A 14842-nucleotide genomic window follows, 5' to 3' on the forward strand; every position below is an offset into this window, starting at 1 on the left:
CCGACAGCATTCAGGCCAGGGCCCTGGCCTCCTCCGGCATCACGCTCTCGGCGAGCAGATTGCGCAGGTTGTCGCCTTCGATCACCTCCTTCTCGAGGATCTGCTGGGCAATGCTCTCGAGCAGGGAGCGGTTGTGCCGCAGGATCGAGAGGGCGCGGTCGTGGGCCCGGTCCACCAGGGAGCGCACCTCCTTGTCGATCGCCTGGGCCGTGGCATCGCTCACCACCCGGCGCGGGTTGCTGGGGCCGCCCAGGAAGCGGCTGCCGCCCTGCTTGTCGTAGGCCAGGGGGCCGAGGGTGTCGCTCATGCCGTAGGTGCCCACCATCTGCTCGGCGATGTCCGTGGCCCGCTGCAGGTCGTTGGCGGCGCCGGTGGTCACTTCGCCGAACACGATCTCCTCGGCGCTGCGGCCCCCGAGCAGGGTGGCGATCTGACCCTCCAGATCCTCCTTGGAGTTGAGGAAGCGCTCCTCGGTGGGGAGCTGGAGGGTGTAGCCCAGGGCACTCATGCCGCGGGGCACGATCGAGATCTTGGCCACCTTGGCGCCACCGGGCATGAGGTGTCCCACGATGGCGTGGCCCACCTCGTGGTAGGCCACCACCTTCTTCTCATCGGGCTGGAGCACGCGGCTCTTCTTCTCCAGCCCGGCCACCACCCGCTCGATCGCCTCGTTCAGATCGCCCTGCTCGACGGTGGTGCGGTACGCACGGGCCGCCAGCAGGGCCGCCTCGTTGACGAGGTTGGCCAGATCGGCGCCGGCGAAGCCGCTGGTGGCCTGGGCGATCTTCTCGAGGTCCACGCCCTCGGCCAGCTTCACCTTCTCGGCATAGATGTCGAGGATCTTCTTGCGGCCGGAGAGGTCAGGACGGTCCACCAGCACCTGGCGGTCGAAACGGCCCGGCCGCAGCAGGGCGGCATCGAGGGTTTCCGGCTGGTTGGTGGCGGCCAGCACGATCACCGGCTTGTCCTGGGCGCTGAACCCGTCCATCTCGGTGAGCAGCTGGTTGAGGGTCTGCTCCCGCTCGTCGTTGCCGCCCACCACGCCCATCGAGCCGGAACGGCTCTTGCCGATGGCGTCGAGTTCGTCGATGAAGATGATGCAAGGGGCCTTCTTCTTGGCCTCCTCGAACAGGTCACGCACCCGGGCCGCACCGGCGCCTACGAACAGCTCCACGAATTCGGAGCCGGAGATGATGAAGAAGGGCACGCTGGCCTCGCCGGCCACGGCCTTGGAGAGCAGTGTCTTGCCGGTGCCGGGAGGACCCACCAGCAGCACGCCCTTGGGAATGCGGGCGCCGATGGCGGCGTAGCGCTCGGGGGTCTTGAGGAAGTCGACGATCTCGGTGAGTTCGGTCTTGGCCTCATCGACACCGGCCACGTCGGCGAAGGTGACCCGGGATTCCTCATCCGGCACGTACACCTTCGCCTTGCTCTTGGTGAAGCTCAGAGCCCCCTGGGCGCCTCCGCCCATGCCGCTGCGGCGGGCGAAGAATTGCAGCACCAGGATGAAGATGAGGGGCGGCACCACCCAGCTCAGCAGCGTGGTGAAGAAGTTGGGTTTCTGGGGCGGAGCCGCGGCGAACTCCACGCCGTGCTGCTCCAGACGCTGGGGCAGCTCCATGTCGAAGATGGGGGTGGTGGCCAGCACCGTGGGGGCCCCCTCCGCCGGAGGCTCCTTGAGCTCGTAGCGGATCTGCTCCTGGGTGATGTAGGCGCGCTTCACGCCGTCGTCGTTCACCTGGTCGATGAACAGGGAGTAAGGCACCCGCGGCACCTGGGAGTTGCCGTTGGGCAGGAAGTTGCTGAACAGGAGCAGAACGCCGAAGCCGATCAGAATCAGATTGATCAGGCCGAAGCGCCGCGTGGGCCGGTTGTCGTCCTGGCGGATCGGCATGGAGCGGCAGCCAAAGGTGTGCCCAAACTAGGCCTGTCGGGTTGGAGCCCGGACCCTTGAGAGGGTGGAGAACCGATCCTCCACCGGCAGGATTCGCGCCTCCTGCAGCTCCCGCCCGCGCCTGTTCCCGGCCCCTCCGCTGCCCCGATGTGCGGCCGCTACTCCCTCACCAGCCAGCTCGATCGCCTGCTGCCTCGCCTCAAGGGAGCCCTGCCCCAGGGGCTGCTGGAGCACTACAGGCCACGACCGCTGATCCGGCCGGGGGAGCCGGTGCTGCTCCTGCGCCGTGAGCATGCCCGCAACCGGGTGGATCTGGCGCTGTGGGGGTTGCTGCCGGCCTGGGTCAAGGAAGCCTCCTCCCATGGCCGCCCCATCAATGCTCGCGCCGAGACCCTGGCCCAGAAGGCCAGCTTCCGGGGACCCTGGCGCCACCACCGCTGCCTGATCCCGGCGGATGGGTTCTTCGAGAAGGGCCACCGCATCCGGCGGCGGGATGGGGCCCCTTTCTGGCTGGCGGGACTGTGGGAGCGCTGGATCGGGGCCGATGGCACCGAGCTGGAGACCTGCTGCGTGATCACCACCGCCCCCAATGCCCTGATCGCCACCCTGCACGACCGGATGCCCGCGGTGATCCCCGAGGGGCTGGAGCAGCCCTGGCTGGCCGCCGGCGATGGGGCGGAGCTGCGGGCGCTCGAGCCGATGCTGGAGCCCTGGGACCCGGCGGAATGGCTGGCGGAGCCGCTGCCCAAGCCGCAGGCCCGGTTAGACCAGAGCCAGTTGGAGCTGCCCTGGTGAGCCTCGAGCAACTGGATGCCTTCCTGGCCCTGGCCCGCAGCCGGGAGGAGCTGGCCAAGCGGCTGGCGGAGCCCCTGGAGCTGGCCGACTTCCTGGCCCTGGCCCGCGGCAGCGGCTACGGGGTGGATGAGGCCGATGTGCTGGCGGCCCAGCAGCGGCAGGAAGCGCAGCTGAGCGATGCCGAACTGCAGCGGCGGGCGGGAGAGGAGGCCCGGCGGCTGCGTCACTTCATCCAGGCCTGAGCTCTGCCGCGCCATGGACACCATCAGCTCCCGGCGGCCCGATCGGGTGGCTGACTATCCCCGCCCACCGGCGCTGGTGCGCTGCACCCTGCCGGTGCGGGTGGAGGTGTTCGGACACACCCTCGCCGCCACCGAGGAGAGCCTCTGGGTGCTGGAGACCTTCCATCCCCCCACGGTGTATCTACCGCCCGAGGTTCTGAACCGGCAGCTGCTGCAGCCCGCGGACGGACGCTCGTTCTGCGAGTGGAAGGGCCTGGCCAGCTACTGGGACCTGGTGTCGCCAGGCGATGGCCGCCGGCGGCGACGGGCCGCCTGGAGCTACCCCAAGCCCACCCCGGGCTTTGCAGCCCTGGCGGGCTGGCTCTCGCTCTACCCGGCGCAGACGGACGGCTGCCGGGTGAACGGAGCCCCGGTCGAGCCCCAGCCCGGAGGCTTCTACGGGGGCTGGATCCTGCCCTGGCTGCAGGGACCGTTCAAGGGAGATCCGGCGCACCCGGAGCTGGTATGAGCGTGCGGGTGGGGAAGGGCATGCTGGCCCCGTGCTCGGCCACCACCTCCCCGATCAGCAGCAGCAGCCGGTGCTGCAGGGCCCAGGCGGCCTTGATGTCGCCGCTGCTGGCGAAGCACATCAGGCGCAGATCCAGGCTCGAGGCGCCGTAGCCCATGAAATGCACCAGGTGATCCTTGGCGGGATCGAGTCCCTCCACCGCCACGACCCGCTGCTCGATGGCCTGGCTGATGGCCGGGATCCGCTCGCGGTCGTCGTAGCTGACGCTGAAGGGGATCATCAGGCGGCGGTTGTCGATCTCGGCCACGTTCTGCACGGGCTGGCTCGTGAACACGCCGTTGGGCACGTAGAGGCGCTGACGGTCGGGATCGCGCAGCTGGGTGTAGAACCAGCCGATCTGCTCCACCGTGCCCAGCAGGCTGAGGCCGGGCAGGCTGATGGTTTCCCCCACCGTGAACGGCCGGTTGATGTAGATGCTGAGGCCACTGAGGCCGTTCTCCACGATGGTGCGGGCCCCGAAGCCCAGGGCCGCGGCACCGAAGCCACCGGCGGCGATCAGCACCGAGGCGGAGACCCCCAGCAGCTGCAGCACCTGGAAGACGATCAGCAGGCCGATCAGCGTGCCGAACAGCTTGTCGAGCACGTCGAACAGGAACAGCCGGTCCTTGGTGGCCATGCGCGGCAGCATCTGGGCGGCATAGCCCTCCGCCTTGGCGTGCAGTTCCCCCTTCCAGCGCAGCAGCGTCCAGAACAGGCCCACCATCAGGGCCACGTCGCGCACCTCGGCGCCGTCGCGGGGCAGATCGAGCAGCCGGGGATCGGCCAGCACCGCCAGCCACCAGGCGATCGAGCCCAGCACCAGGGTGACCGCGATGCTCAGGCGGCTCCGCAGCAGCAGTGCCCGCGTCAGGGAGCCGCTGCGGAAGCGCCGCCCCACCACCTCCAGCAGCAGCCAGAGGGCGATGGCCAGGCCCAGGCCCAGCAGAGGAATGTTCAGGGCGAAGGGCAACGCTGCGCCGGCAGCGGTGGGGAAGTCCATCGACGATCAAGCTCGGGGGCGTGCAGCTGCCAGAGCAGATCGTCCCCGAGCTGTTGGGGACAGGTGGTCTGCCAGGCAGGAACCTGCTGCATGCCAGTAAACCCCAGATCGCCCACGGGTGTGCGGGCCAGGGTGCCGCCCATCACTTTGGGTGCGATCACCGCCGCCACCTCCTGCACACAGCTCTGGCGCAGGGCAGCGGTGGCCAGTTCGGCGCCACACTCCCACAGCACCTGGTTGCAGCCGCGGCGGGCCAGCTCCTGCATCAGCGCCCAGGGTTCGCAGGCCTCCAGCACCAGCCGCTCGATGCCGCGCTGATCCAGCTGGAAACGCCGCCGGGCGGGTGCCTCGTAGCCGTGGGCCACCAGCGTGGGAGCCTGCGCCGTGTCCCAGAGCCGGGCCCGCTCCGGCAGCGCCAGGCTGCGGCTGAGCACCACCCGCAGGGGCTCGCTGTGGCGCCGTCCCCGGCTGGTGAGCAGGGGGTCGTCGGCCCGGACGGTGCCGCCACCCACCACCACGGCGTCGCAGCGGGCCCGCAGGGCGTGCACCCAGTTCCTGGCCTCCGGCCCGCTGATCCACTGGCTGGCGCCGTTGGGCAGGGCGGTGCGCCCATCCACCCCCATGGCCCACTTGAGGATGCCGAAGGGGCGCCGGTGGGCGATCCGGTGCAGGAAGGCGCGGTTCAGGGCCCGGGCCTCCTCGGCAGCCACCCCCTCGATCACCTCCACCCCGGCGCTCCGCAGCTGGGCGATTCCGCCGCCGGCCACCTGGGGGTCGGGATCGGCCATCGCCACCACCACGCGGCGGATGCCGGCCGCCAGCAGGGCATCGCTGCAGGGGGGGGTGCGGCCGTGGTGGCAGCAGGGTTCGAGCGTCACCACCGCCGTGCCGCCGCGGGCCCGCTCCCCCGCCTGGCGCAGGGCGCCCACCTCGGCATGGGCCTCGCCGGCCTGGCTGTGGTAGCCCTCCCCCACCAGCCGGCCCTCGGCATCCAGCACCACGCAGCCCACCATCGGATTGGGGCTGGTGCGGCCGCAGCCGAGGTTCGCCAGCTGCAGGGCCCGCTGCATCCACGGTCGCCAGGAGTCGGACGGGGCTGGGCTCATGGGATGGGGCTCACGGGGAGGTGGCAAGGCTGCGCCACTCAGCCACCACGAAGGGGGGCACCGGCAATTCCACGAACACCCCGGGAAGCTGCAGCCGCAGGGGCCGGTCCTGGTGCAGATCGGCCAGCAGCGGTGCCAGATCGAACTCGGCGGCGGCGGCACGGCCATCGGCCGCCAGCTTCGGGTTCTCCAGGGTGCGGTCGGCCAGCTCCCAGCGGCCACGGCCGCTGCGCACCCGCAGGGCTGTGGGGTGGTCGAGGCGCACCTTGCCCGGGTAGCCCACCACCCGCAGGCGCAGGGGGCCGCCCGGAGGACCCTCTCGGTACGCCACCAGCTGCCAGCTCTGGTAGTCGAGGTCGCGCAGACTCTCGAGGCTGCGGACCACCGGGGTGCCGTTCTCATCGGGATGGGCGTGGAGCTGGGCCAGGGCCGGCGCTCCACCGGCCAGAGCCACCAGCAGGGCCAGAACCAGACCGAGCATGCGGCTCATGCCAGGGCCTCCCGATCAGCGCCTGGAATCGGCTGCCAGCCGGTGTGGGTGGCCCAGAGGGCCCAGATCGCCATGGCGCGCAGGTAGTGGCAGGCGCGGAAGGTGTTCACCGCCGTGATCGCTTCGGGGGTGCGGAACTGCAGGCCCCCCCCATACACCTGGTGCACGACGGCGCCCGTGATCGCCAGGGCCGTGTCCGTCTCCCCCATCAGCCGGTAATAGGCCGCCAGGCCGAAGTTGATGCCGGTCCACACCTCCAGCGGATGGGTGCCGTCGGGATCCAGCGGTGTGCCGTCGCGGCGCAGGCCGTTGGCCACGCCCAGCGAACCGCCCTGAAATCCTTCGAAGCAGGCCTCGCGGATCGCCCGCAGGGCACTGCGGGCCCGTTCCTCCGCCACCACCGGCGGCAGCTCCAGCAGGCGGGCGTAGAAGTCGCCGCAGAGCTGGTCGGCCATCACCACCGGGGTGCCGCTGTCCGCATCGATGTTGTAGTACTCCCCGTTCCAGAGCAACCGGTCGAAGTTGGCGCGCGACTGCTCCAGCCAGCTGCTGAAGTCCCGCTGCTGGCTGGAGGTGTCCAGGCCCAGCTCCAGCTGCAGCCGCTGGCCCATGGCCAGCGCCGCCTCCAGGGCCGCGATCCAGAGGGCGCCGCAGTAGGCGCTCACGCCCTTCAGGGGCCAGTCATCGAAGGTCTGGTCGGGGGCACCGCCGTTGTCCGGCAGGCCATCGCTGTTGGCATCGAAGCCCTTGAGGTAGCGCAGGGCCTCCACCGCCGCCGGCCAGCAGTCCGCCAGGAAGCGCAGGTCCTCGCCGGTGGGGGCGAGCCGGAAGGTGCGCCACACCTGCAGCACGAAGTCGCTGGCCAGGTCCTTCCAGAGGTTGCAGTCCTGGTAGGCCGTGTAGTTGGTGGCGTCCCAGGGCCGCTCGTTGGGGGCGCCGAGGTCGTGGGGGGTGGCGCCGGCCACCTTGCGCGGGGCCTCCACCCGGCCCTTGCCCTGGGTGAAGTACCAGCCGATGGGCCGCGGCGTGGGATCGGCGGCGGGGATGGCCCGGGCGAAGCTGCGCAGCACGGCCTTGTCGAGTTCGGGCCAGAGCTGCAGCAGGGCGAAGGAGCCGTACAGCCGCACATCGAGGCTTTCGTACCAGGCGTAGTCGAGGCACTCCAGCACCCCGAAGCGCCCCACCGGATCCTCGGGGCTGGCGGCGGTCCAGAGGGTGCCGCCGGAGGCCAGGTCGTAGAGCTCGTTGAACAGGGCCATCCGCAGGGGTTCGGGCAGGTCGGTGCGCTCCAGCACCGGTTGCTGCCAGGCCGCGATCTGCTCCCGCCAGCTGGGCCACGACCCCAGAGCCTCGGCGGCGATGGCCGCGGCGTTGGTGCCGTCGGCGCCGAAGTGGTCGGTGTAGCGCCGCAGGGCCCGGCTGCCGGTGGCGAAGGCGGTCACGGGCAGGTCCCAGCTGATCACCAGGGGGATGTCGATCGAGGCGCCCGGCTCCAGCCGCAGCTGCACGGCCAGGGCGGCACTGGCCGGGTCGTTCGCCCCGCTGTGGCGGTCATTGTTGCTGTCGGGTATGGAGCCGTCGCGCGCGAACGATTCCCACAGCTCGGCTCCGTCGCCGGCCGGATTCCAGCGGCTGCAGCGGTGGATGCGCAGCCCGGGATGGCGCGCCTCCAGGCCGGCATCGGTGGCGATGCACCACTGGCCCTGCCCCTCGGCGATGGGGTCGGAGATCGGCCCCTCCAGCAGGACCCCCTTGAGCGGGCCGTCGTCCACCCAGCGGTTGCGCTGCCCCTCGCTGCGGCCGATGGCGGGCACGTAGTTGTGCTCGGGGCTGCCGTCGTCGCGGAAGTGCACGGCGGCGGCGGGATCGGTGTTGGTGAACCAGCCCGTGGTGTTGCGCCAGCTCAGCAGCAGCGAGAGCTCAAGGGGCCGGCGGGTGGGGTTGCTGAGGCTCCAGGTGAACACCGCCACCGGATAGCTGCTGCGCTCGTAGTCGCCCGGCAGGATCGGGCTGAAGGCCTCGCAGCCCACCCGGGCGCTGAACACGCCGCTGAAGCTGGTCCAGCTGAGGGGGTAGCGGGCCGCGTAGGTGCCGGTGCTCGTGTCTGCGGTGCTGGCGGGGTACCAGCTCCAGGCGCTGAGGGGCGGGCCGGCGTCCGGCCGGGAGGCATCGGCCTCGGGGGCCACGGCGAGGGCATGGGCGCGGCTGCCGTTGCCGTCGCGCTCGAACAGGGCGAACTGGCAGTCGGGCAGCGTGCCGAACCAGTGCTCACCCCCGTCGAGATTCCAGAGGTTGAAGCTGCCGTCGGGGGCGCGGCCGATGCAGCCGGCCCCGAAGCCGCCCAGCGGCATGCCGTGGTTGGGGCCGTCATCGAGATTGCTGGCGTAGCGCACCGTGTACGGCTGCTCCCAGCCGAGGCCGAACGGCCGTGACCAGCTGGCCGGTGGCGTGGCGGCGGACCCCCGGTCCTGCAGCAGGCTCTTGAGCGCGGACAGTCCGAGGGGAGCCATGGAGCCGTGGGAAGTGGCGCCAGCTTGTCAGAAACGGCCCGACGGGGATGGCCTGCTCACAGCGGACTCCCGGGTCCGGAGGCTTCCTGGTCGATCAGGGCATCGAGGGTCACGGCGGTGCGCACCAGCGCCTGGTAGCGCTGCAGCACCCGGCGGTTGCGCTCCAGCCAGCTGGCGGCTTCCGCCGGGTTGACGGCGGCGCCGTCGCCATCGAGCAGGTCCAGATCGTTCTGCCGCTGCACCAGGGCAAGCACGAGTTCGTGGAGACGCTGGCGGCGATCGCTCACGGCGGTGGGGAACGCGGCTCAGCATCATGGCTTCAGTGCAGGAAACCCCGCTGACCACGACCGGCGGCTGGATCGATGTGGTGGGCTGCGATGCCGCCGGTTTCGAGGCCCTGGCCCCGGAGCGCCGGGCCCTGCTGGAGCAGGCCGGGCTGCTGGCGGCCCCCCGACGCCTGCTGGAGCCGCTCGCGGCGGCGTTTCCGGCGGCCTGCTGCGTGCCCACCGATCGACCGGCCGCCCTGCTGCCCCGCTTGAGCCAGGCCCTGGCGGCCGGCGAGCGGGCCGTGGTGCTGGCCAGCGGTGATCCCCTCTGGTTCGGCATCGGCCGGATGCTGCTGCAGGAGCTGGGGCGGGAGGCCCTGCGCTTCCATCCCGCCCCCGCCAGCCTGCAGCTGGCCTTCGCCCGGCTGGGCCGCCCCTGGCAGGACGCCAGCTGGATCAGCCTGCACGGCCGCGATCCCGGGCCGCTGGCCGCTGCGCTGCAGAAACGCCCCTCGGCCCTGGCGGTGCTCACCGATCCCGGCCGCGGCGGCGCCGATGCGGTGCGGCGGATCCTGCGGGCCTCGGGCCTGGAGGCGGCCTATGCCCTCTGGCTGTGCGAGCGGCTGGGTCATCCCCGCGAGCGGGTGCAGCGGCTCGCCCCCCAGGCCCCGCTTCCAGCCGATCTCGACCCCCTGCACCTGGTGCTGCTGATCGCTGAGCCGCCACCGCCGCCCGATCCGGCCGTGCTGCCGCTGTTCGGGCTGCCCGATGGGGTCTTCCTGCAGCATGCCGATCGCCCCGGGCTGATGACCAAACGGGAGGTGCGGGTGCAGCTGCTGGCCGATCTGGCCCTGCCGGAGCGCGGTGTGCTCTGGGATGTGGGGGCGGGGGTGGGATCGATCGGCCTGGAGGCCCTGCGGCTCAGGCCGGGGCTGCGGCTCTGGGCCGTGGAGAGCCGCGGCGGCTCCAGGGCTGTGATCAGCGCCAATGCCGAGCGGCTGGGGGTGCGGCCCGCGGCCGTGCTGGAGGGCCGGGCCCCGGAGGTGCTGGCGGAGTTGCCCGATCCGGACCGGGTGCTCCTGGGGGGCGGCGGCCGGGACCGGCTCGCCATCCTCGCGGCCGTGCTGCCGCGGCTGCGGCCGGGTGGCGTGGTGGTGGTTCCCCTGGCCACGGTGGAGGGCCTCGCCGAGCTGCGGCCCCTGCTGGAGCAGGCCGGGCTGGGGGTGGCGGTGGGTCAGCACCAGAGTTGGCGGGGCGCTCCCCTGGCGGACGGCACCCGCCTGGCCCCGATGAACCCGGTGCTGGTGCTCAGGGGTGAGCGCCCTGCGGCGGGCTGATCTGGAGCGGCTCGATCACCACCGGCGTGCCCACGGCGATCCCCTGGGCCGCCCCCTGGCCCGCAGCCAGTTCCAGCACCCCCTCCACCCGCTGGGCCGGGCCGTAACTGGGGCAGGGAAGATGCGGGCAGGGCTGGGCGGCCGTCTCGATCGCCACCACGCGGCCTCCGGCCACGAACAGCATGTCGAGCGGTTCGGGGGTGCGGTGCATCCAGAACCGCGCCACCGTGGGCCTCGGGAAAGGGAACCACATGCCCCGCAATGGTGGCAGCGCCGGCCGCAGCTGCAGACCCTTGGCCTGCTCATGGGGCTCATCCGCCACCTCCAGGGCGATGCAACGCCCGGGCTCCGGGCACCAGCGGGCCTCCAGGGGCAGCCACTGGGGCGGCGGCTGGCGTGACGGCGGGGGGTCGGCCAGGGCCACGGCCCCGCCCGTGAGCCCCAGGCCGAGCAGGGCAGCCGCCAGCCGGTGCCGATGCAGGGCGTGGGGCATCAGCCGCGGCTCTCCAGGGGGGGCAGGCGCTCGCTCAGGCAGTAGCCCTGGCCCCGCACCGTCTGGATCAGCCGCCGTTCGCCCCCCTCCTCCAGTTTCTGGCGCAGGTAGCGCACGTACACCTCGATCACGTTGCTGCTGGTGGCCTGGCGGTCGTCCCACACCTGCCTGAGGATCTGCTCGCGGCTCACCACGGTGCCGCGCCGCTCCAGCAGCAGCAGCAGCAGCTGGTATTCCCGGGCGGTGAGCGCCACGGCACGGTTGCCGCGCCGCACCTGGCGGGTGGTGGGGTTGAGGGTGAGATCCGCCAACTGCAGGAGCTGGATGGGCACCGCCAGATTGCGGCTGAGCCCGAGCTGCAGCCGCAGCCGCATCAGCAGATCGCTGGGCCCGAGGCTGGAGAGCCAGAAGTCATCAGCGCCGGAGCTGAGGCAGTGGGCCCGGGCTTCCACGGTGTCGTCCCGCACATCCAGCAGCAGCGGCGTGGCCCCGAAGCGGCGCCGCAGTTCCGGGATGCGCTCCTCCTGGCAGGCCGAGAGCACCACCACATCGGGGGGGGGCGTCTCCTGCCCGGTGTCCTGCCAGAGGGCATAGCCCGAGGCCCGCAGCCGGGCGGCGAGGGCTTCCGGCTCCGGCCCGAGCAGCCACACCAACCCCGCCGGCGTCATGGCATCGCTCCGTTGCCGGGTTTGGCCACGTGGGGCAGGCCCCAGCCCAGTTTGTTGCGCAGCACCTGGAAGAATTCGTGGTCGTTGAGCCGCACGAAGCGCACCGGATGGTCGCTGCGGCGGATCAGCACCCGGTCCTCCGGCCAGATGTAACAGCCGGCGCTGCCGTCCACCACCATCATCAGCCGCTCCGGGGTGGCGGGGAACACGGTCACCGGTTCGCGGTCGCTGAACACCAGGGCACGGGAGGCCAGGGAGTGGGGGGCGATCGGCGTCAGCTGCAGCACCGGGCAATCGGGCGTGATCACCGGTCCGCCGGCGCTGAGGGCATAGGCGGTGGAGCCGGTGGGGGTGGAGAGGATCACCCCGTCGGCGGCGATGTCCACCGGGGCGTGGCGGCCGATGGCGATCTCGAAATGGCACATGGAGGTGAGCGGCTCGCGGTGCAGGGCCATCTCGTTGAGACAGAGCACCTCCCAGCGCCGCTGCTCGCTGCGCAGCACGCTCACCACCAGCAAGGTGCGCTCCTCCACGCTCCACTCCCCGCGGATCACCTGCTCGAGGGCCGCGTCCAGCTGGTGCAGGTAGGCCTCGGCCAGAAACCCCAGGTGGCCGGTGTTGATCGTGAGGATCGGCACCCCGATCGGTGCGGTCTGGCGGGCGGCGGAGAGCACGGTGCCGTCACCGCCGAGCACGATCGCCAGCTCCAGTTCCTCGGTGAAGGTGCTGGGCACGCAGGCGGCGTAGCCCTTGGCCCGCAGGTGCTGGTCAGGGTTGGCGAAGCCCACCATGCCCCCGGAGCTGCTCACCCGCACCACGGCGCGCCCATGGGCCTCGAGGCGGCACTGGATGGCGTCGGCGGTGGAGACGGCCAGGTCCTTGCCGTCGTTCACGATCAGTCCGACACAGGGCACCGATCGAGGGGCAGGGGGCCCTTGGAGTTTATGGGGCGCCCCCGGAAGCCTCCGGCCTCGCGGTCCGCTCAGAACTGTTCGAGGAAGCGCAGATCGCTGGTGTAGAGCCGGCGGATGTCGTCGATGCCGTGGCGCACCATGCAGAACCGCTCCACCCCGAGGCCGGCCGCAAAGCCGCTCCAGCGCTCCGGATCCAGTCCCATCTCCTGCAACACGGCCGGATCGACCATGCCGCAGCCCATCACCTCCAGCCAGCGGCCGCGCCACTGCACATCCACCTCGGCACTGGGCTCGGTGAAGGGGAAGTAGCTGGCCCGGAAGCGCACCGGCAGATCGCCGAAGAACCGCTGCAGGAAGGTGGTCACGGTGCCGCGCAGATGGGTGAAGTCGAGCCCCTCGTCGATCGCCAGCACCTCCACCTGGTGGAACACCGGCGAGTGGGTGGCATCCACCGCGTCCCGGCGGTACACCCGCCCCGGAGCGATCACCCGCACCGGCGGCGGGTTGTTCTCCAGGTGGCGGATCTGCACCGGTGAGGTGTGGGTGCGCAGCAGCCGGCCGTCCTCCAGATAGAAGGTGTCCTGCATGTCCCGGGCCGGATGGTGCTCGGGGATGTTCAGGGCCGTGAAGTTGTAGTAGTCGGTCTCGATCTCGGGGCCCTCCGACACCCGGTAGCCGAGGCCGCAGAAGATGTCCACGATCTCCTCGGTGGTGCTGATCAGGGGGTGGCGGCGGCCCGGCGGCACGTAGCTGCAGGGAGCTGTGACATCCAGCGTTTCGGCGGCGATCCGGGCGGCCATGGCGGCGCCCTTCACGGCCGCCAGTCGCTCGGCCAGCAGACCCTGCACCTGCTCCTTGAGCACATTGGCCCGCTGGCCGATCACCGGCCGGTCGGGGCCCGGCAGCTTGCCCATGGCGCCGAGCACGGCCGAGAGGCGGCCCTTCTTGCCCAGCAGCCCCACCCGCAGCTCCTCGAGCTCCGTGGCGGTGGCCGCGGCGGCGATGGCGGCGGCGGCCTCGGCCTCGAGGGCTTCGAGCTGGCCGGCGAGCTGCTCCAGGGTGAGGGGGCTGGACCCCGTGGGGGAGGCGGCGCTCATCGCGGTCGCGGCTGCGGAGGGCAAGGGGGAGACTGTACGGAGCAGACCCCGGCGTGCCGATGGCCCCCCTGAAGATCCTGATCAGCAACGACGACGGGGTCTTCGCCGGCGGCATCCGCACCCTGGCCAACGCCGCCCTGGCCCGCGGCCACGACGTGACGGTGGTGTGCCCGGATCAGGAGCGATCCGCCACCGGCCATGGCCTCACCCTGCAGACGCCGATCCGGGCCGAGCGGGCCGATGAACTCTTCGACGACGGCGTGACGGCCTGGGCCTGCAGCGGCACCCCCAGCGACTGCGTCAAGCTCGCCCTCTTCTCCCTGCTCGACACCTGGCCGGATCTGGTGCTCTCCGGCATCAACCATGGCCCCAACCTGGGCACCGACGTGCTCTATTCCGGCACCGTGAGCGCGGCGATGGAGGGCACGATCGAGGGATTGCCGTCGCTGGCGGTGAGCAGCGCCGACTTCCAGTGGCGCCAGTTCGTTCCCGCCGCCGGCATCGCCCTGGATGTGGCCGAGCAGATGCTGGAGGCGGGCTGGCCGGCGGGGATGCTGCTCAACCTCAACGTGCCGCCGCTGCCGGCCGAGAGCATCGGCGAGCTGCGCTGGTGCCGCACGGCGGTGCGCCGCTACACCGACCAGTTCGACCGGCGGGTGGATCCGCGGGGGCGCACCTACTACTGGCTGGCCGGTGAGGTGGCGAACGATCTGGAGGCCAAGGTGGCCGGCCCGGCCGACTGGCCCGTGGACGTGGCCCACGTGCATGGCGGCGGGGTGGCGCTCACGCCGCTGCAGCCGGAGCTGTTCTGGCGCGGCGCCTGCCGCGATCTGCCTCAGCTGGTTCTGTAGATCCGCTGCAGCAGCCACAGGCTGATGGCCAGCCCGATCAGGTGGGCGAACAGCACCTGGGTGTTGCCCAGCACCGAGAACATCTCGATCGAGGTGATCGGCAGGCCGATCACCCGTCCGCCGGTGCCGGGCTGGGACTGGATCTGGGCACCGAAGAACCCCGGCACCTGCTGGGAGGCCTGCACGAACAGGCTGCCGGCCATGGCCTGGTAGCCCACGGCCGCCAGGGTGAGTCCCGCCAGGTCGGCCAGCAGACCCCGCTTCACCAGCCGGGCGGTTTCCCCCCGGCTCGGGCGCACGGGGCTGGCCAGGGCACGGCCGCAGCGCACCACCAGCCAGCTCTGCCACAGGCACCAGAGCAGCAGCAGGAACGAGAGGGTGGTGAGGGAGATGCCCGGCCCCAGCCCCAGGGCCCGGGAGGAGTTGGCGGCCAGGCGCCCGCCGATGTTGTTGAACACCAGCACGCCCACCACCACCACCGCCAGCACCAGCTGGATCCAGAAGCGCACCCAGCCCAGACGCCGCAGCGCCGCCGAGATCAGCTGCAGATCGAGGCGGTCGGCCATGGCGGCGGCGTGAACGACCCCCCAAAGGTGCCATGGGAAGATCGCCCAGGCCCGCACCGGCGTTGG

Annotated in this window: 16 protein-coding genes; 5 read left to right on the forward strand and 11 right to left on the reverse strand. The window is 71.6% G+C overall.

What is annotated here, in order from left to right; all coding sequences use genetic code 11:
- Positions 1-10: 10 nt before the first annotated feature.
- The gene (ftsH, locus tag CPCC7001_RS13435) at positions 11-1894 is read right to left on the reverse strand and encodes an ATP-dependent zinc metalloprotease FtsH (protein WP_006909345.1); all 1884 of its coding nucleotides are present in this window, start codon (positions 1892-1894) and stop codon (positions 11-13) included.
- A 147-nt stretch (positions 1895-2041) separates the two neighbouring features.
- Between ftsH and CPCC7001_RS13440 the strand changes: the two genes are divergently transcribed.
- From CPCC7001_RS13440 to CPCC7001_RS13450, 3 genes are read left to right on the forward strand one after another with little or no spacing between them, the layout of a single operon-like run.
- Positions 2042-2689, forward strand: coding sequence for an SOS response-associated peptidase (locus tag CPCC7001_RS13440; protein WP_006910292.1), 648 nt, complete (start codon positions 2042-2044; stop codon positions 2687-2689).
- On the forward strand, positions 2686-2931 hold the full coding sequence (locus CPCC7001_RS13445) for a Nif11-like leader peptide family RiPP precursor (RefSeq protein WP_006909875.1): 246 nt from the start codon (positions 2686-2688) through the stop codon (positions 2929-2931). The genes CPCC7001_RS13440 and CPCC7001_RS13445 overlap by 4 nt, the downstream gene beginning before the upstream one ends.
- A 13-nt stretch (positions 2932-2944) precedes the next feature.
- On the forward strand, positions 2945-3439 hold the full coding sequence (locus CPCC7001_RS13450) for a DUF427 domain-containing protein (protein ID WP_006909306.1): 495 nt from the start codon (positions 2945-2947) through the stop codon (positions 3437-3439).
- Here the strand turns inward: CPCC7001_RS13450 and CPCC7001_RS13455 are convergent.
- Genes CPCC7001_RS13455 through CPCC7001_RS13475 form a run of 5 tightly spaced genes read right to left on the reverse strand, consistent with a single transcriptional unit; the run spans position 3405 to position 8871 of the window.
- On the reverse strand, positions 3405-4478 hold the full coding sequence (locus CPCC7001_RS13455) for a mechanosensitive ion channel family protein (protein WP_006910553.1): 1074 nt from the start codon (positions 4476-4478) through the stop codon (positions 3405-3407). The two genes, CPCC7001_RS13450 and CPCC7001_RS13455, sit on opposite strands and share 35 nt — an antisense overlap.
- Entirely contained in the window at positions 4433-5584 is a 1152-nt protein-coding gene (gene ribD, locus CPCC7001_RS13460; RefSeq protein ID WP_156796802.1) for a bifunctional diaminohydroxyphosphoribosylaminopyrimidine deaminase/5-amino-6-(5-phosphoribosylamino)uracil reductase RibD, read from the reverse strand. Before ribD ends, CPCC7001_RS13455 begins: the two co-directional genes overlap by 46 nt.
- A 10-nt stretch (positions 5585-5594) precedes the next feature.
- Entirely contained in the window at positions 5595-6074 is a 480-nt protein-coding gene (locus CPCC7001_RS13465) for a DUF3122 domain-containing protein (protein WP_006909167.1), read from the reverse strand.
- A complete protein-coding gene (locus CPCC7001_RS13470; RefSeq protein ID WP_006910376.1) occupies positions 6071-8584 on the reverse strand; it encodes a GH116 family glycosyl hydrolase in 2514 nt (837 codons plus the stop codon). Before CPCC7001_RS13470 ends, CPCC7001_RS13465 begins: the two co-directional genes overlap by 4 nt.
- A gap of 56 nt (positions 8585-8640) precedes the next feature.
- Positions 8641-8871, reverse strand: a complete 231-nt coding sequence (locus CPCC7001_RS13475; protein WP_006909097.1) for a hypothetical protein — start codon at positions 8869-8871, stop codon at positions 8641-8643.
- Between the two features lie 26 nt (positions 8872-8897).
- On the opposite strand from CPCC7001_RS13475, the gene CPCC7001_RS13480 reads away from it, so the two are divergent.
- Positions 8898-10187: a bifunctional cobalt-precorrin-7 (C(5))-methyltransferase/cobalt-precorrin-6B (C(15))-methyltransferase gene (locus CPCC7001_RS13480; protein ID WP_006909219.1), complete on the forward strand. Its 1290-nt coding sequence runs from the start codon at positions 8898-8900 to the stop codon at positions 10185-10187.
- Here CPCC7001_RS13480 and CPCC7001_RS13485 read toward each other — a convergent pair.
- From CPCC7001_RS13485 to pheS, 4 genes are all read right to left on the reverse strand, one after another.
- Positions 10159-10680, reverse strand: a complete 522-nt coding sequence (locus CPCC7001_RS13485; RefSeq protein WP_006911215.1) for a DUF192 domain-containing protein — start codon at positions 10678-10680, stop codon at positions 10159-10161. The genes CPCC7001_RS13480 and CPCC7001_RS13485 overlap by 29 nt on opposite strands.
- Positions 10680-11348, reverse strand: a complete 669-nt coding sequence (locus tag CPCC7001_RS13490) for a response regulator transcription factor (RefSeq protein WP_006910925.1) — start codon at positions 11346-11348, stop codon at positions 10680-10682. Before CPCC7001_RS13490 ends, CPCC7001_RS13485 begins: the two co-directional genes overlap by 1 nt.
- Positions 11345-12262: an NAD(+) kinase gene (locus CPCC7001_RS13495; protein WP_043369166.1), complete on the reverse strand. Its 918-nt coding sequence runs from the start codon at positions 12260-12262 to the stop codon at positions 11345-11347. Before CPCC7001_RS13495 ends, CPCC7001_RS13490 begins: the two co-directional genes overlap by 4 nt.
- A 68-nt stretch (positions 12263-12330) precedes the next feature.
- Positions 12331-13359 carry a phenylalanine--tRNA ligase subunit alpha gene (gene pheS / locus CPCC7001_RS13500; protein WP_006910418.1) on the reverse strand — a complete coding sequence of 343 codons (1029 nt, stop codon included), beginning with the start codon at positions 13357-13359 and terminating at the stop codon, positions 12331-12333.
- Positions 13360-13418: 59 nt separating this feature from the next.
- Here pheS and surE point away from each other — a divergent pair, with 59 nt between their 5' ends.
- On the forward strand, positions 13419-14210 hold the full coding sequence (surE, locus tag CPCC7001_RS13505) for a 5'/3'-nucleotidase SurE (protein ID WP_043369167.1): 792 nt from the start codon (positions 13419-13421) through the stop codon (positions 14208-14210).
- On the opposite strand, the gene CPCC7001_RS13510 is transcribed toward surE, so the two are convergent.
- The gene (locus CPCC7001_RS13510) at positions 14195-14776 is read right to left on the reverse strand and encodes a DUF3611 family protein (RefSeq protein ID WP_043369168.1); all 582 of its coding nucleotides are present in this window, start codon (positions 14774-14776) and stop codon (positions 14195-14197) included. The two genes, surE and CPCC7001_RS13510, sit on opposite strands and share 16 nt — an antisense overlap.
- Positions 14777-14842 lie beyond the last annotated feature (66 nt).

The organism is Cyanobium sp. PCC 7001, assembly GCF_000155635.1.
Classification (GTDB): domain Bacteria; phylum Cyanobacteriota; class Cyanobacteriia; order PCC-6307; family Cyanobiaceae; genus NIES-981.